Genomic DNA, 16,274 nt, shown 5'->3' with positions numbered 1-16,274 from the left:
ATGGAAATGAAGATTGAGGCATAGGAATTGGCAATTGGAAATTTATTAGTAGAGTGGGTAATGCCCACTATCATCGAACGGTGAGCATAGCCCACCACACTTAAGTAATATTTTTGCCAAAAATTATTACTTTCCAATCCCTATATTCCGAGTTTTTTATAACTCGGTTTTTCAATAGGTGTTAATCTGCAATTTAAAAAAATATTCCATTCGCACAAAGCTGAGTTTTAGGAATATTATGTTTTTGCTACATTCATTAACCTTCACACCTTTAAGGTTAGAGATTCAAGTTATTAGTAAATCACTGTTAAAAGATAGAGATGAGATAGAAAAATAAAATTATGATACCTACCTAAAGAAAGATGAAAAAAATAGTGAAATTCAAAATATATTAAAAATAACTCAAAGGCGTGATGGTTATCACAGGGTGCAACTACTTAAGTGATTTTCAACAGAAATAAGCACAGAGTAGAAAGTGAAATTTCTACCCTGTGCCTATATCTGTTTTTATTAAATTATATCCTAAACTTCAGCACCTGCTTTTGGTTCAGCCCCCATTGGAGAGACATAATCGCGGAAAATATTGATTTGCTGTTCAAATTCAATTTGCTTAATTTTATTGAGCAAGTCTTGAGATTGGGAAGAAAGCTTGTAGTCTGAAGGCATGGGAACAATAGTTGCGTTTTCCATACCTTGAGCTAAGCGATACCAAAATAGTAATTTTGTAGTATCGCTCATAGAACCATACATCCGGCTGTATTGATTATCTACGTTATTAATCAAATCGCGCTGAAACTGTAGTTGCTCGTCATGGGACAGCTCTTTAATTTGATTGAATAACCCTTCAGCAACCTCATCAGAAACAGTGCTTGCTCCTGGAGCAGCTGGAGTTACAGACTTGCCCATTTCTTTATAAACAAACCAGAACAAAGCTAACTGTTCATCTACTGGTAAACTTTGAAAAGCTTGAACGTGTTCGCGAATATTAGGATCGTTAGTTTGAGTAAATGTCATAATCCACTCCGATTGCAAAAAAAACTTTCACGTTTCACCCTATCAAAGTTGAATTTGGTGTTTAACCCTACTGAAGACAGATGTATGTAAATCAAAGAGAAGAACAATTAGTGGATAGTGGATAGTGGTTAGTCGTCAGTCGTTAGTCGTTAATGGTTTTAATAACTACCAACAATAAACAATTATCCACTAACGACTAACAAATAACTAATTAAGGAAATTTCACCATGAATAGACGCTTAGAAGAAAAAGTTGCAATAATTACAGGTGCTGGTGCTGGTATTGGAGAAGCTATAGCCCATAAATTTGCTAAAGAAGGTGCATCAGTAGTTGTTAATGGACTTCCTGATGACCCAATAGAAGATGTTGTCAGTTCTATCAGACACTATGGTGGTAAAGCCATAGCCTATGCAGGAGACGTTTCACAAGAATTCCACGCTCAAAATTGCGTTCAAACGGCGATTAATGCTTATGGTAAATTAGATATCCTAATCAACAATGCTGGTGTATTTTTAGCGACAGCAGAACTTCAAGACTATCCCGTAGAAGTCTTTGACGATACCATTCGCATGAATTTACGCTCGGCATTTTTAATGACTAAGTATGCACTTCCTCACCTGCACAAAACTCGCGGTAATATTGTTTCAGCCGGTTCTGAAGCGGGTTATAACGGCTTGGCATATAACACAACTTATGGCGGTACAAAAGGTTGGATGCACTCTTTTATGCTTGGTGTAGCAGTAGAACAAGCTAAATATGGGATTCGCGCTAACTGTGTTTGTCCTGGTGCTATTGATACCGCTTGGACGCATAAAGAAGATGGTCCAATGAATGCGAAGATGGAAAAAAATCTGATTGATGCTACACCACTGGCGAGACGAGGTACACCAGAAGAAATTGCTAACGTTTATGCTTTTATCGCTTCTGATGAAGCTAGCTATGTTACTGGTGCGCTATGGTTAGTTGATGGTGGAGTGACCACTGCAAAAGGATCTGCTGGTTCAGACACTCCTTTCTGGATGCGTTTCGCACCTAAAGGTGAATTGCGTCTCGACCACTCCAAGGAAGGATTAGAGAATAAGCAAACACAAACTCTCATTTAAAATTCATAACTCGTAATTTGCAATAAACTAGGGACTTTCAAATAAAAAATATCCAACTTTCTCTTGTGGTAATGGCTTCTAGCCCGCCAGTAGAATGATACGGGCGAGGACGCCCGTACCACAAGATGGGTAATTTATTTCTTGGAGATCCCTCAGCGATCGCGAACTACGAATTCTTTCATACCTCATTATCAACCAATCCCCAGCCACTGGTCACTGGTCACTGGTTACTGGTCACTGTTCACTTCCCTTTGTTGATAATCTTCTGAAGACATGGGATCTAATTCCCAACGACGCTCATCGCGTTGTTCGAGGATATCGACTCCTCGCACTGAGGCTTTATCATTCATTTCCATACCAACAGCAGCACCAAGATCGTCTACAATATCCTGGTCGGGAGTAGGAACTGTACCACCAACAGCCTCATCCCCCACTGTTGCTTCTAAATCCCAACGAGCATCTATATCTCCACCTGTTATCTCTGGATTAGCTTCTACGTTACCTATATCATCATACTCGTTGTTGCGATCGCCTACATTATACCCTGGCATATCTTTGACGCCAGTTCCATAGGACTCAGTAACAACTTGTGGCAAATCATCTGTGTCAAAGTTTTGATTAGAATTTTTTTCTGCCATAACTCTCATATTTTTTTAGTGCATTCTCACGATAACGCTTTCTCTATCTGGCATGGTCAGCCAAAAGATTTACGACTTATGAAGTAAAAAAAATACAAAATCTCTCTCTTTAGTATGAGGAATCTTGGAAGAGAGACACTTATTTTTGTTGTGATATGGTCACTTCATAAAAGTTATGGGTAAAAAGTTGGGATTCAAGAAATTCTTTCAGGAGATTCCAGGTTTTAACTCATGACTCTTTCCTTCACGAAAATTATAAATCTTTAGTAAAAAGGTATAAGGAACGGAGAACGGGCGAACATTTACTCACATAAAGCTTAATATTAAACTAAATTGAGCAAAAATCGAGAAAATCAATGTATCACTTTAGAGATAAAAAGCATATATCCCAAAAGAACGAAGAAAAACTAGCGATCGCGGCGTAATAATGAAAGTAATGAATTCATGGTCGAGTGATAAGGGAGTTAGGATTTATGACTTGGGGTATGCTTATACAACTCATCCCCAACTCATGATTCCTAACTATTTTCTGAAATAAGTCCCATAGCTAATAGATTTTATAAGAATAATAATAAGTTCACATTTATAAGGTTATAGCCTGCTTAATTCAGGTACTGTCTAGATATTGGAGGTCAAAAATGAAATATGGTGAATTTATCAAACACGTACAAAGCTTTGCTCAATTGAATTCTCATGAAGATGCAGAACGAGCAACTCGTGCGACGCTAGAAACTATTAAAGAGCGCATAGTTGGAGACGAAGCGAAAGATTTAGCATCGCAATTACCGAAGGAATTAGGCGAGTACTTGCGAGGGCGCGAAGGGGAAAACGGTCAAACTTTTTCAATACAGGAATTTATTTCCCGTGTAAGTGAAAAGGAGGGAGTCGATCCAGTATCTGCTACAACACACGCACGCGCTGTATTTGAAGTACTGAGAAACGCAGTAACGCCTGGTGAATTTAAAGATTTCCAGGCTAACTTTTCAAATGATTATGCAGAATTGTTTCCCACTTCACAAGAAAGTATGGCTAATGGCTAATAGATGAATAACAATTGCAATTAGCAATTAACTATTAGCTCTTTGATATAAATAAAAAAGGAAAACCCATGATACAATATAACAATCATTCTGAAAAAAAAAGAGTAGCAATCCTCATTGAAAACTTTGTAGAGGATTCAGAGTTTCAAGTGCCATACAACGCTCTGAAACAAGCAGGAATGGAGGTTGTTGTGCTTGGTGCTCGGATGAATGAAAATTACAAAGGCAAGCAAGGTAAAGTTTCCAAACAACCTGATGGTACTACAGCAGAAGCGATCGCATCCGAATTTGACGCTGTAGTTATTCCTGGAGGTATGGCTCCCGATAAAATGCGTCGCAACCCCAACACGGTTAGATTTGTGCAAGAGGCTATGCAGCAAGGCAAGATAGTAGCTGCTGTTTGCCACGGTCCGCAGTTATTGATTGAAGGGGATTTGCTTCGAGGTAAGCAAGCGACAGGCTTTTTAGCAATTAGCAAAGACATGATAAATGCAGGTGCTAATTACACAGACCAGCCTTTAGTCGTTGATGGTAACTTAATCACATCACGCCAACCCGGAGATCTAGCTATTTTTACCACAGCTGTTTTAAGCCGCTTGGGATATGGCGGTCAAGATGCTGCATTGCCAGATGAGAAAGATACAACAGCTGAATGGTGGAAAATTGCTGATGCTTGGGGCGGTTCTACCAAAGGTGATATAGTTAAAGCGTTGAATACAGCCCTTGCTGGCGAACGTTATTCTTTAGAAGCGCTAGAAAATTACAACCAGAAAGAATCAGATCCACAAGTGAAGTCTATCTTTCAAGAAATGATAGGCAGCAAACAAGGTAATATCAATATCTTAGAAGCACGTCTAGATCGATTAGGTGAAAAGCCTTCCTTGACAGCAAATATCGCTAACCAATACGCAAAAGTGAAAACCGCCCTCACAGGAAGCGATGACATATACCAATTACGTAGCGCTTTAGGTGACGTTCAAACTGGTATAGGTGATATTGGAGCTTTGATGGCAGCAACAACAGATCCCGTATCAACTGACATTTTTACACAAATCCACAACGACTTACGGACATACGAGCAACGACTAGTAGACCTGTATCGGTCAAGGATGGGTGCAGGGGTTAAGCCAGCGAAACCGACTACAGGGGCTGCTATGTCGATGTAGGTTTTTGTGGGACGAACCATAGGCGCAAAGATAGCGTAAAAAGTTCAGGAGGGGAGCTTTGCGCCTGGATGGTTCGTTTGTAAGGACGAGTCATACCGCGTCTATACAGTTTGTAAAGGAGAATTAATAAGATGGCATCTATGTCAGAAAATAAGCAAAACCAAGGGAAAGCAGAAGCCAGTGAAACCGAGCGTTGGGCTTCATTACTAGGCGGTAGTGCAATGGTATTGATGGGTTTAAGCCAGCGTTCCTTAAGAGGAGTATTGATGGCTGCAGCAGGTGGCGGTCTGATTTATCAGGGTGCAACAAAGCAAAGCACGATTCAGCAAGCACAACAAGCAATAGGCATGACTCAACAAGGCATTAAAGTTGAAAAGACCGTGACTATTGATAAGCCAGTAGACGAACTTTATCGTTTCTGGCATGATTTTGAAAATCTACCAAGATTTATGAAGCATCTCAAATCTGTCAAGGTGTACGATGCTAAACGTTCTCATTGGATAGCTACCGCACCTTTAGGTGGGAGCGTAGAATGGGATGCAGAAATTTTAGAAGACCGAGAAAATTCCTTTATTTCTTGGGCTTCTGTAGAAGGAGCAGATATAGATAATTCCGGTTTTGTCAGATTTAAACAAGCACCTGGTAACCGTGGAACTGAAGTTAAGGTTGTGATTGAATACTTTCCACCAGGTGGAGCGCTAACAGCAACTTTCGCTAAACTCTTTGGTGAAGAGCCAGAACAACAAATAGGTGACGATTTGCGCCGTTTCAAAATGTTGATGGAAGCAGGCGAAATTGCGACTACAGAGGGACAGCCCAGAGGAAAATGAAGGAATTATGAATTATGAATGATAAATTATGAAACAGGTTTTCTTTTCAGCATTCATAATTCACAATTTACAATTCAAATCCACAATTCACAATTCATAATTCATAATTCATAATTCATATGAAAGCAGTCTGTTGGCAAGGCGCTAATGATGTACGGGTGGAAAATGTACCAGATCCAACAATTCTTAACCCCCGTGATGCCATTCTCAAAATTACATCAGCAACTATATGTGGTTCCGATCTGCATATTTATGACGGCTATATCCCAACAATGAAAGCTGGTGACATTATCGGTCACGAGTTTATGGGAGAAGTCGTTGATGTAGGTCGTGAGGTTAAGAAGTTAAAAAAAGGCGATCGCGTTGTAGTTTCTTCAATCATCGGGTGCGGTCAATGCCACTACTGCCAACAGCAGAAGTGGTCGCTGTGCGATAACTCCAACCCCAACGGTTGGATTAACGACAAATTATTTGGTTTTGGTACAGCCGGAATATTTGGCTATTCTCATGCTTTCGGTGGTTATGCAGGAGCCTTTGCAGAGTATATACGAGTCCCGTTTGCTGATTACGGTGCTGTAAAAGTGCCAGAAGGTATTCCTGATGAAAAAATACTGCCTATTTCAGATGCTTTCCCCACTGGTTATATGGGAGCAGAAATGTGCAATATTTCTCCTGGAGACACCGTAGCAGTTTGGGGTGCAGGTCCCGTAGGTCTCTTCGCCATGAAAAGCGCCTATATGTTGGGAGCAGAAAGAGTCATTGCGATTGACCGTTTTCCAGAACGCCTGCAGATGGCTCAAGAATTTGCCAATGCAGAAACTATCAACTACGAAGAAATCAGTGCAGGCGACGCTCTCAAAGAAATGACAGGCGGACGTGGTGCTGATGCTTGTATCGATGCTGTTGGGCTTGAAGCACACGGTATGGGTTTAGAAGGAATTTACGATGAAGCCAAGCAAGCAGTCAGATTAGAAACAGATCGTCCCCACGTGTTGCGCGAGATGATTCTAGCTTGTCGAAAAGGCGGAATTTTGTCAATTATGGGTGTTTATTCGGGATTTGTAGACAAAATCCCCATGGGTGCAGCAATGAACAAAGCCCTGACTTGGAAAATGGGGCAAATGTTCGGTCAGAAATATATGCCCATGTTGTTGGATCGAGTTCTTAATAACGAAGTCGATCCATCCCGTGTTTTCACCCATCGCTTACCTCTAGAGGAAGCTAAGCAGGGCTTTGAAATATTCAAGCACAAGAAAGATAACTGTGTCAAAGTTCTGCTGAAACCATAAAGTTTGTTAGTTGTTAGTAGGGGCGCAAGTCCTTGCGCCCATACATAGTTAGTCGTTAGTGGTTCTTATCACAACTAACAACTAACGAATAACAACTAACTATTAACCAAATTCTAATTATTTTGGAGGAAAATTTATGAAACGCTTACGTCATATCTTGACAGTTTTTTTAGTGGCATCAACCTTTTTTGTGATGCAAGCTTTTGGTATGACATTACAAGCACAAGCTGACCAGACTGTAACTAGCCCAGAGGGTATTTACTATAAAGCAGTACCTGGAGAAGCAAGCAATGTTAATAGTACTGATAAGCTCAGAACTATTGATAACAATAATGTGGGCAACACGAGTAATAACAGAAATGGTAACGATCTGATTGGAAACACCAAAAGAAGCTTGAAAGAAACTGCTGATAATGTTCGCCAATCAGTTTCTCATGGTGTCAATGAGACCGCTCGAACTATTGGTGATAATGTAACAACTCCAGAAGGGACTTATTACAAATCAACACCTAATGGAGTTAACTATAGCAATAGCGATAGTTATAGTAATCGCTCCTCTCAAGGTTCTGGAAATCCTTTAAAAGATGCTGCTGAGAATATTCGCGAAAAGCTCAATTTAGATGAGGAACTTCCTCGGAGTACAAAAGAGTTTTTGAATTCTTCTGAAAAGAGAGTTGAAAAGACAGTTAAACCAATTACTCAAACACCAGAAGGTTACTATCAAGCACCTGCTCGTGCTCGGTAAGTAGGGATTAGGGATTGGGGACAAGGGACTGGGATTTTCCCAATCCCCAATCTCCAACCTCCAGTCCCCAATCTCCAATAATAAAGGAATATTAATAATGAAAGCAGTTTGCTGGCAAGGTGCCAATAAAGTACAAGTTGAAACAGTACCAGATCCAAAAATTTTGAATCCACACGATGCCATTGTTAAAATTACCTCAACAGCGATCTGTGGATCTGACTTACACCTTTACGATGGCTTCATCCCTACTATGGAAAAGGGTGACATTCTCGGTCACGAATTTATGGGAGAAGTTGTTGAAATTGGGAGTGAAGTTAAGAAAATAAAAATAGGCGATCGCGTTGTTGTTCCTTTTACTATCTCCTGTGGTAACTGCTTTTTCTGCCAACGGGATTTATGGTCTCTGTGCGATAACTCCAACCCTAATGGCTGGATGATTGAAAAACTGATGGGTTATTCACCATCTGGTCTATTTGGTTACTCTCATTTATTTGGTGGTTATGCAGGCGGTCAAGCAGAGTATGCTAGAGTGCCATTTGCTGATGTAGGATTGTTTAAAATTCCTGATGGATTAACGGACGAGCAAGTCTTATTTTTAACTGATATTTTTCCAACAGGTTATATGGCAGCAGAGAACTGCAACATAAAACCCGGTGATATAGTCGCCGTTTGGGGTTGCGGACCTGTTGGACAATTTGCTATCAAGAGTGCTTATATGCTGGGTGCCGAGCGAGTTATTGCTATCGATCGCATTCCCGAACGCTTGCAAATGGCACAAGAACAAGGCAAAGCAGAAGTTTTGAACTACGAAGAAGTGAACGCCGGCGATGTCCTGAAGGAAATGACAGGCGGGCGCGGTCCCGATGCAGTTATCGATGCTGTAGGGCTAGAAGCTCACGGAACAGATTTTATAGCCTTCCACGACCGAGTTAAACAAATTGTACGTCTAGAAACAGACAGACCAAGCGCATTAAGACAGGTTATTCTGAGTTGTGGTAAAGGCGGTCACGTCTCCATTCCTGGCGCTTACGGTGGTTTTCTAGACAAAATTCCTATGGGAGCAGCCATGAATAAAGGGTTAACGTTCAAATCGGGGCAAACACACGTACACAAGTACTTGCGTCCCTTACTCGAACACATTCAGAATGGCGACATCGATCCTACTTTTATCATTACTCATCGTTTGCCTTTAGAACAAGCACCTCACGCATACGAAATTTTCAAGCACAAAAAAGATAACTGCATCAAAGTTGTACTGAAACCGTAGTAGCTAATAGCTAATAGCTAATTGTTCATTGCTATTAGCCATTAACTATTAGCCATTAGCAATAAATTATGTTTGATTCCTTTAGAAAAGAACTTTCTCGCCGCCATCTTTTACATAAAGCAGGTTTTAGCTTTATGGCAGTTGGTGTTACAGGGGCAATAGGGTACATTATTAAACCATCTCGGACTCTAGCCCAGGCTGCTCCTGCACCATCGAAGGAACCTTCTTTACCTCCTGAGAAAAAGCTGGGATGGGCAGTTGTAGGGTTGGGTAAGTTTGCTACCGAACAAATCATGCCTTCATTCGCTGAGTGCAAAAGGTCAAAATTGGTTGCTCTAGTGAGTGGCGATCGCTCTAAAGCAGAAAAGTATGCACGACAATACGGTATCAACTCCAAAAACATTTACAATTATCAGAACTACGACAATCTTCGCAATAACCCAGAGGTAGATGTAGTTTATATTATCTTACCTAACGGGATGCACGCCGAATACAGTATTCGTGGCGCAAAGGCTGGTAAGCACGTCATGTGTGAAAAGCCCATGGCAAACACTGTCGAAGAATGCCAAGCCATGATTGATGCAGCCAAAAAAGCCAACCGCAAGTTGATGATTGCTTATCGCGCTCAGTACGAACCCTACAATTTAGCCGCCATTCAACTTACTCAAAGTGGCAAACTAGGAAAATTGAAAGTTGTTACTTCCGACCACGGACGAATTCTTGACCCTAAAGACCCTGCTGATGTTTGGCGCATGGACAAGAAATTAGCGGGTGGAGGTTCTCTTTACGATATTGGTATTTATAGCTTACAAGCAGCAAGGTACATTACAGGCGAAGAACCTACAGAAATTACCGCCTTCACCTACAGCACTCCAGGAGACCCCCGCTTCCGTCAGGTTGAAGAAAACGTTAACTTCACCTTGCGCTTTCCTAGTGGTGTATTAGCGAACTGTACTTCCAGTTATGGTTACTCCACAACGAAGCGTATCCAAGTTTTTGGGTCTGAAGCAGTTTTGGAATTAGATCCAGCTACAGACTACTATCAACATCGCTTGTATATCAACCGAAATAACCGTAGAGAAGAGCAAAACATAGAAGAGAAAAACCAGTTTGCTCTAGAAATAGATCACCTTTCTGAGTCCATCATGACAAACAAGCAGCCTAAAACTCCCGGTGAAGAAGGTTTGCAAGATGTCAAACTCATGAACTTAATTTACCAAGCCGCCCGTACAGGCGAAAAGGTAAAAGTGTAAATAAGTGACTGGGGACTGGCGATTAGGATAGTTTGTTCTTTCCCAATACCCAGTCCCCAATCCCTAGCCAAAGAGGAAACAAATATGTCAGATACAACTGTTAATAAAATAGACTCAGCCTATTCCCCTAAAGGCGAACAGGGTCAAAAATATCTTGCTTCTGGTAAGACTGTTTCAATGCGCCTTTGGGAAAACGAACAGCCCAATGAACCTAAAGAACCAACTTCACGCGAATATGAAACTGTTGGTTATGTTATTAGCGGTCGGGCTGAGTTGCATATTGAAGGACAAGTGGTTTTGCTAGAACCTGGGTCTTCCTGGGTAGTACCAAAAGGCTCGTCTCACACTTACAAAATTTTAGAATCATTCACAGCTGTTGAAGCAACAAGCCCACCCGCTCAAGTTCATGGAAGAGATGAGAATTAATCAGAATCTTTTGTCCTCTCGTACCCAATTGCTCGTTGGTGAACGATAATTCATCGCCTATAATCCATATAGAGACGCGCCATGGCGCGTCTTGTTGTATTTACTACAATTGGCAAAAAATGAGAACTTTACGACAGATAGCACGATCGCAAAGAAGTAGTTCATAATTGTTTTAATGCTTTCAGGTTGCTACAGTGTCTGATTCTTTGCCATTGCGCGATCGCTACCTCACTTTAATCGACGAAATTGTCCAAAGCACCCTTAAGGGCAAAATTAGCTCTCAAGAGCAAGTGTATCAAATGCTACTGAAAGGTGTGACAATAGGGACAGGAGAAGTGTTTGAATTGGTTTTGAGCGATCGCCTCAACTCCACCCAGCAGCAAGTCGATATTGAAAAAGACGAACTCAAGCACGCTAAGGCAACCCGCAGTCTCAGGGCAATGAAGACGATTCAGAGTCAATGGCAGCGAGCCGAACAGCAAAACAAAGTTGCAGAGGCTATTACTTCGGCAGTCAAAGAAATTACTTCAGCTAATTCAAGCGAGCGTTTAGCCGCATTCTTAAGAGCAATCGATCCCAATCGAAAAAATCCCCTCACCTTACCACAAATTCAACAAGTCTCAAAATCTTTACAGCAATTTGCTCAAGCTAGTCCAGATTTTCAGCAAATTTCAGAAGGCATTACTCGTGGTATCGCATCTTGGCAACGGCTACAGGATCATTTGATTAGCTGGATGTACGAACAAAGTCGAGGAACTCTGGGATTTGGAGGCGTACCAGGAGAACAAGGTCCCTGGGCAACTTGGGCGAAGCAGGTCAATAGTAGTCATCTCCAAGCGCTGTTTCGTACCTTAGCTATGGAACAATCTGCCATTGATTTTGCCCAACAAAGAAGTGGTATGAGCCTCAGTGATTGGGTAGAAATGGCAACGCTCTTGCAGTCCTTACACAGAGGGTTAGTGAATTGGTTTGACCAACAACCCTACAATGTCAAAGCAGGCTCGAATTTGTCAATTTCAACTTACTTAACTTTTGCAGTGATTTGGAGTCTCCTTGCAAACGGTTTTAGTAATACTGCGTCCTCGTACAGCGCTGCTTGTCATCAAGTCATGCTCCAGATTTTACGAACCTTTGCACAGCGCCCGTATTTTCCTTTATATGGAGGAATTTTTGCATCCTTCTCCGGTAGTTATCTACGGGATGCTCTAGATTATCTCAATGAACCAATGCAATATGCAGAAGGAACTCAAGAAAAAGCCAGAATATTAACACTTTTAGGTTATTCTCAGCGTGCAATGGGACAGTATCGTCGTTCGGCAGAGTTTCATACCGCTGCACTAGAAATAGCTCGCAATGCAGGCGATCGCTCCTGTGAAATTGCTAATTTCAATCACCTCAGCCGGACTTGTGTTGCTGAAAAAATGTATGCAGAAGCAATTGATTACAGCCAAAGGGCATTAATACTGAGCCGTCAGACAGGCGATCGTACAGGAGAAGCAAATGCTCTGGTGAATTTAGGTTACAGCGAAGTCATGCAAGCACAGCAGACAGAACAAACAGAACCAGAAACCTATGAAATGGCGATTAACTATTTGCAACAAGGCTTAGCATTATCAGAGAGATTGGGCGACCTTCAAAGTAAAGCTTTGTGTTTCAGCAGTTTAGGTATTGCTTACTTAGTCATTGGACAACCGCAAGCAGCAATTAAACATTTAGAAGACGGCTTGCAAACAGCACAAATCGCTGGCGATTTATACCTTCAAGGTTTAAACTTAGCTAATTTAGCAGAGGCTTACTATCAACTGCAAACTCAAGAACAAGCTGTTTATACTGGTACTTTGGGAATGTATTTGTTAAATCAAATTGCATCAAATGAGTGGAGAAAAACAGCAGGTTTACTCACAATTTTGCAGGGACAGATAGGAGCAGAAGCGTTTAGTCAATTACTACAGCAAAACCGTTCTAAAATTATTTCTGTCATTGGAGTAGATGGTTACGATTACATTCCACAATTACTAGAGGAATACAGGCAAAGTATTCAGTGACCAGTGACCAGTGACCAGTAGGGTGGGCATTGCCCACCAAAAGCCATTAAACTCAACGATTATTATTAACAATCCACCCATTTAGAATGGTGGTGTTGCAAAGAACTCCTCTCCTGCTGCATTCTTAGCAAAGTGATTGTTGCTGATACTTGATAAACAACTGATAGAGTTCCTGATGCTTTTAGTTTGGCATTGTTGCAGTGATTTCAGATCTTTCAATCTGATGATATTTCAATTTTTTAAGCAGAGCCTTGTTTGCTTTATTTAAGGGATCAAGTCACTGTCACACAAAAACAAAATAGTGTTTATAAATGCTTTTAATTCAGGACACAAATTTACTGCATCCATCAAATTATTTTTTCTTAAAATACTTGCTGCGTCACGGATTTTACTATAACTTCGTTTACATTTACCTATTTCAAATATTTCTTTAATACGATATGAAGGTGGGTTATTATGATTGACTTGTTCAGGTAAGCCACTAGGTGCTAATTTATTATGCCCAGCTAATTTTTGAATGGTTGACCAATAGGGTAACAGCCAAGCTTCAAAATCATATTGAGCTACGTGAGGATAAAACTTAGGATGGTTTCCTACCCAAGCGTTCATTTTAGCTTTAGCATCTGTTGCATCTATAAAATCATCTGTTCCCGTATATACATCTGTTAATGCAATTACAGCATTATAAGCATCTTTGCCGATTAGCAAATTTTCAACAATACGCTTGAGTTTTGCTTCTTTAGGAATGCGACCATCATAAGGTATAAACTTAAGTCTAGGCATTTTCTGTTGTAACCGCAATTTAAGAAAAGCTTCTAAAATTGGCTTAAAAGCTGTTTCTGTTGCGCCTTCAACTAAAATAGCTATTTTCATGGACGACCACCTAATAAATTCATTGCCCAAACTTGGTCTAAGCTATAGTCCTCTAACCATTTCTCTAGATCTAATGAGTCAGCCCAAGTCATAGTAGTTGTACCATCTTCAGCATCACAAACTAATACTTCTTCAGGTTTTAAAAATCTTACCAATCTATCTGAATGTGTTGCCACAATGAGCTGAGTTCGTTTTGAAGATTCTCTCATTAAATCAGCAAGCAACCGCAATAATTCAGGGTGCAAACTGACTTCTGGTTCATCTATTAAAGTGACAGCAGTTAAATCTGGGCTTTGCAAGAGTGTTGCCAGCCAGAGAAATCGCAAAGTCCCTTCAGATAACTGGTGCATATAAAGGGGTCGTGAGAAATTTTTATCTTTCCACGTCATCGCCAAAGTTCCTGCAGCTACCGGAGGAAATCCCAATCGTTCAAAATCAGGAAAAGCTGTAGCAAGCGTATCCTCTACAATTTCAAACCGATTCGGGTCAGTTTCGCGTAGATAATAAAGGCAAGATACTAAATCTTCTCCATCAGAACCGGGCAATGTTACCGGACGCATAGATTGAGGTAAACGAACCGGACTTTTAGGCGTAACATTCAATGCCCCATAAAACGTGCAAGAAGCTAGTTGTTTGCGGAAATTCTCTGGTTCTTGGTACATTTTAGGAACTTGAGAAAGAGAAGTTTCATAGGGATTATGTTCCCAAGTTGGACGAATTAACTCATACTGCTGTGGAGTAGAATACTTTACATCCAAACCACGAGAATCAATATGCTTGAAAGGTTGAGAAGCATTAGGATCGCGGTTTTGACTGAGGGTTTCCAAAGCAATTTCATAAAACTGACCTTTAGGAACAAGCTTCAGATAGTAATTTAACGGTTCCCCGTGAGTCAAAGCCATAGATAATTTAAACACCAGACTATCGGCTTTGTCACGAGTCATAATTTCACTGAGACCGCTTAATTCAGACATTTTTAACTGCAACTGACCTTTCGCCGATGCTGCTAATAGTAAAAAAATCTCTAAAAGGGACGTTTTACCTACTCCGTTGGCTCCAATCATCACAGTTAAGGGACGCATTTCAACTTGTACATTGTATAAGCGCCGATATCCTTCAATACTAATATTTTGAAAAGAACTCATAATGTACTTCTGACTAACTGTTATAGTAGCAATTGCTTTTTAGCATCTATACCTCTTTATTCTCGCTTACTCCAATGCTCTAGGTTAGTCCTTACACACAACACTATATAAATGTGCTTAAATTTACTAAAAGAGAAAATATACTTAAATCATGCTATATTTAGAACAGTTGTCTCGGTGAGCTTACTTTAAAAGTTGTAATTATGTACAATGATGAACTTGAATCACGTCAATTATCCTTAGAGCAGCTATTTTTAGACCCGAATAATCCTCGTTTTTCTAGCGAACGTGATAAGTCAACTCCGGAACATAAAATTCCCGATCCAAAAATCCAAGAGAAAACGTTGAAGAGAATGAGCGAAAATTTTGGAGTTAAGGATTCTGTACAACTGGAGTATGCAAAATTTCGAGACCTTCAAAGAACAGGTCAATTTGCTGAGTACTTGGCAGCATTGGGAACAGGTAACTCTGCTGACGGTCGAGCAGTATGCTACGCCATGTTTGCTAGTGCTGAATTCAAGGAGCCATCTCGAGAATATGCGCGACGGGAAGGGGTCTTATTGCGATCGCGTCGGCAAGCAGCTTTTTGGCTGAGCCAAAGTTTCAGTATTGATAGTCTTTGTCAGATGCGGCAAAAGGTTAGTACAACCTTAATTCGGAATCTCAGCCGAAATCTTGCGCCAGTGATTACACCATATCGTCGAGATACAGCTTTTGCTACACTAAGACCACCACAGATATGAAACAAAGAATCAACACCTAGTTATTACGAATACAGATATAGATGCTTATTTATATTTTTAAATTGCGCAATACTTTAATATTACTTAGCAATACGTCTAGTATTCCCTTAGTCCTCCCGATGGATTGGGGGGAAATCAGAAATTAAATTCCCTCCCCAATCCATCGGGGAGGGTTAGGGTGGGGTAAAACTAAATCTAAAACCTCGAGCTATTATATTAACGATAATCCTGCCGTTGAATATCGCGTAGACGAGCTGCATTACGCATACCGTATTCGGGACGAGTGAAGCGATTTAACTGAGATTCAAAAAACTCCCTATTAGCTCGCAAATGTTCGGGGTCGGGGTCATCTAAAGGATGACAAAGCGCTGTCCGTAATGCTTGAATAACAGCAGAGGTGACACAGTACATTGACCGTTGAAAACTAATTCCCAACTGAATCAACATATCTTCTTCTCCACGGCAATATTGCTTGTAATAATCAACAAGATATTGTGGTAAGAAGTGCAACATATCCTGCATCAGCAATGTTGGTGGAATGCCTGCAGTTCCTACTGGGAAAACATCGGCATACAGAATTCCATAGTGGAAATCTTTCTGGTCTGTTGGCACTTGACGTGCTTGAGCATTGTAGGATTTTGTACCTCGGAAGGGAGCAGTACGATAAAAAACAGCTTCTACGTAAGGTAATGCCGCT

17 protein-coding genes are annotated in these 16,274 nt (G+C 40.7%); 11 read left to right on the top strand and 6 right to left on the bottom strand.

What is annotated here, in order from left to right:
- Positions 1–522 precede the first annotated feature (522 nt).
- Entirely contained in the window at positions 523–1,014 is a 492-nt protein-coding gene (locus ACKTT2_RS15055) for an orange carotenoid protein N-terminal domain-containing protein (protein ID WP_407888200.1), read from the bottom strand.
- 227 nt (positions 1,015–1,241) lie between these two features.
- Here ACKTT2_RS15055 and ACKTT2_RS15050 point away from each other — a divergent pair, with 227 nt between their 5' ends.
- Positions 1,242–2,117 (top strand): SDR family NAD(P)-dependent oxidoreductase, encoded by an 876-nt coding sequence (locus tag ACKTT2_RS15050; protein ID WP_407888197.1) that lies wholly within the window; start codon positions 1,242–1,244, stop codon positions 2,115–2,117.
- 78 nt (positions 2,118–2,195) lie between these two features.
- Here the strand turns inward: ACKTT2_RS15050 and ACKTT2_RS15045 are convergent, their stop codons facing one another.
- A complete protein-coding gene (locus ACKTT2_RS15045) occupies positions 2,196–2,327 on the bottom strand; it encodes a hypothetical protein (protein ID WP_407888195.1) in 132 nt (43 codons plus the stop codon).
- Positions 2,328–2,344: 17 nt separating this feature from the next.
- A complete protein-coding gene (locus tag ACKTT2_RS15040) occupies positions 2,345–2,755 on the bottom strand; it encodes a DUF6335 family protein (RefSeq protein ID WP_407888193.1) in 411 nt (136 codons plus the stop codon).
- A 638-nt stretch (positions 2,756–3,393) separates the two neighbouring features.
- On the opposite strand from ACKTT2_RS15040, the gene ACKTT2_RS15035 reads away from it, so the two are divergent.
- The 9 genes from ACKTT2_RS15035 (at position 3,394) to ACKTT2_RS14995 (ending at position 12,816) form a co-directional block, all read left to right on the top strand.
- On the top strand, positions 3,394–3,795 hold the full coding sequence (locus ACKTT2_RS15035; protein ID WP_407888191.1) for a DUF2267 domain-containing protein: 402 nt from the start codon (positions 3,394–3,396) through the stop codon (positions 3,793–3,795).
- 68 nt (positions 3,796–3,863) lie between these two features.
- Positions 3,864–4,961, top strand: a complete 1,098-nt coding sequence (locus tag ACKTT2_RS15030) for a DJ-1/PfpI/YhbO family deglycase/protease (RefSeq protein WP_407888189.1) — start codon at positions 3,864–3,866, stop codon at positions 4,959–4,961.
- A 131-nt stretch (positions 4,962–5,092) separates the two neighbouring features.
- Positions 5,093–5,791: an SRPBCC family protein gene (locus tag ACKTT2_RS15025; RefSeq protein WP_407888187.1), complete on the top strand. Its 699-nt coding sequence runs from the start codon at positions 5,093–5,095 to the stop codon at positions 5,789–5,791.
- Between the two features lie 119 nt (positions 5,792–5,910).
- Positions 5,911–7,080: a zinc-dependent alcohol dehydrogenase gene (locus ACKTT2_RS15020; RefSeq protein WP_407888185.1), complete on the top strand. Its 1,170-nt coding sequence runs from the start codon at positions 5,911–5,913 to the stop codon at positions 7,078–7,080.
- Positions 7,081–7,216: 136 nt separating this feature from the next.
- Positions 7,217–7,825: a hypothetical protein gene (locus tag ACKTT2_RS15015; RefSeq protein ID WP_407888183.1), complete on the top strand. Its 609-nt coding sequence runs from the start codon at positions 7,217–7,219 to the stop codon at positions 7,823–7,825.
- Between the two features lie 97 nt (positions 7,826–7,922).
- A complete protein-coding gene (locus tag ACKTT2_RS15010) occupies positions 7,923–9,092 on the top strand; it encodes a zinc-dependent alcohol dehydrogenase (protein WP_407888181.1) in 1,170 nt (389 codons plus the stop codon).
- A gap of 68 nt (positions 9,093–9,160) precedes the next feature.
- Positions 9,161–10,345, top strand: a complete 1,185-nt coding sequence (locus ACKTT2_RS15005) for a Gfo/Idh/MocA family protein (RefSeq protein ID WP_407888179.1) — start codon at positions 9,161–9,163, stop codon at positions 10,343–10,345.
- An 84-nt stretch (positions 10,346–10,429) separates the two neighbouring features.
- Entirely contained in the window at positions 10,430–10,771 is a 342-nt protein-coding gene (locus ACKTT2_RS15000) for a cupin domain-containing protein (RefSeq protein WP_407888177.1), read from the top strand.
- Between the two features lie 194 nt (positions 10,772–10,965).
- Entirely contained in the window at positions 10,966–12,816 is a 1,851-nt protein-coding gene (locus ACKTT2_RS14995; RefSeq protein WP_407888175.1) for a tetratricopeptide repeat protein, read from the top strand.
- Positions 12,817–13,080: 264 nt separating this feature from the next.
- Here ACKTT2_RS14995 and ACKTT2_RS14990 read toward each other — a convergent pair whose 3' ends face one another.
- Entirely contained in the window at positions 13,081–13,689 is a 609-nt protein-coding gene (locus ACKTT2_RS14990) for a DUF4276 family protein (protein ID WP_407888173.1), read from the bottom strand.
- A complete protein-coding gene (locus ACKTT2_RS14985) occupies positions 13,686–14,834 on the bottom strand; it encodes an AAA family ATPase (protein ID WP_407888171.1) in 1,149 nt (382 codons plus the stop codon). Before ACKTT2_RS14985 ends, ACKTT2_RS14990 begins: the two co-directional genes overlap by 4 nt.
- A 203-nt stretch (positions 14,835–15,037) precedes the next feature.
- On the opposite strand from ACKTT2_RS14985, the gene ACKTT2_RS14980 reads away from it, so the two are divergent.
- Complete coding sequence (locus ACKTT2_RS14980) at positions 15,038–15,577, top strand: hypothetical protein (protein WP_407888169.1); 540 nt, start codon at positions 15,038–15,040, stop codon at positions 15,575–15,577.
- A gap of 216 nt (positions 15,578–15,793) precedes the next feature.
- Here ACKTT2_RS14980 and ACKTT2_RS14975 read toward each other — a convergent pair.
- Positions 15,794–16,274, bottom strand: a 481-nt coding sequence (locus ACKTT2_RS14975) for a CO2 hydration protein (protein ID WP_407888167.1), incomplete at its 5' end; no start/stop codon positions are given.

The sequence above is a fragment of the Scytonema hankhaensis NUACC26 genome (assembly GCF_045865695.1).
Classification (GTDB): Bacteria; Cyanobacteriota; Cyanobacteriia; order Cyanobacteriales; family Nostocaceae; genus Scytonema.
This window is presented reverse-complemented; position numbering and strand designations above follow the sequence as displayed.

Excerpts from the sequence above, each read along its gene's own strand:
- ACKTT2_RS15055 (WP_407888200.1), bottom strand. The coding sequence starts at position 1,014 with ATGACATTTACTCAAACTAACGATCCTAATATTCGCGAACACGTTCAA.
- ACKTT2_RS15050 (WP_407888197.1), top strand. The coding sequence starts at position 1,242 with ATGAATAGACGCTTAGAAGAAAAAGTTGCAATAATTACAGGTGCTGGT.
- ACKTT2_RS15040 (WP_407888193.1), bottom strand. The coding sequence starts at position 2,755 with ATGGCAGAAAAAAATTCTAATCAAAACTTTGACACAGATGATTTGCCA.
- ACKTT2_RS15035 (WP_407888191.1), top strand. The coding sequence starts at position 3,394 with ATGAAATATGGTGAATTTATCAAACACGTACAAAGCTTTGCTCAATTG.
- ACKTT2_RS15030 (WP_407888189.1), top strand. The coding sequence starts at position 3,864 with ATGATACAATATAACAATCATTCTGAAAAAAAAAGAGTAGCAATCCTC.
- ACKTT2_RS15025 (WP_407888187.1), top strand. The coding sequence starts at position 5,093 with ATGGCATCTATGTCAGAAAATAAGCAAAACCAAGGGAAAGCAGAAGCC.
- ACKTT2_RS15020 (WP_407888185.1), top strand. The coding sequence starts at position 5,911 with ATGAAAGCAGTCTGTTGGCAAGGCGCTAATGATGTACGGGTGGAAAAT.
- ACKTT2_RS15015 (WP_407888183.1), top strand. The coding sequence starts at position 7,217 with ATGAAACGCTTACGTCATATCTTGACAGTTTTTTTAGTGGCATCAACC.
- ACKTT2_RS15010 (WP_407888181.1), top strand. The coding sequence starts at position 7,923 with ATGAAAGCAGTTTGCTGGCAAGGTGCCAATAAAGTACAAGTTGAAACA.
- ACKTT2_RS15005 (WP_407888179.1), top strand. The coding sequence starts at position 9,161 with ATGTTTGATTCCTTTAGAAAAGAACTTTCTCGCCGCCATCTTTTACAT.
- ACKTT2_RS15000 (WP_407888177.1), top strand. The coding sequence starts at position 10,430 with ATGTCAGATACAACTGTTAATAAAATAGACTCAGCCTATTCCCCTAAA.
- ACKTT2_RS14990 (WP_407888173.1), bottom strand. The coding sequence starts at position 13,689 with ATGAAAATAGCTATTTTAGTTGAAGGCGCAACAGAAACAGCTTTTAAG.
- ACKTT2_RS14985 (WP_407888171.1), bottom strand. The coding sequence starts at position 14,834 with ATGAGTTCTTTTCAAAATATTAGTATTGAAGGATATCGGCGCTTATAC.
- ACKTT2_RS14980 (WP_407888169.1), top strand. The coding sequence starts at position 15,038 with ATGTACAATGATGAACTTGAATCACGTCAATTATCCTTAGAGCAGCTA.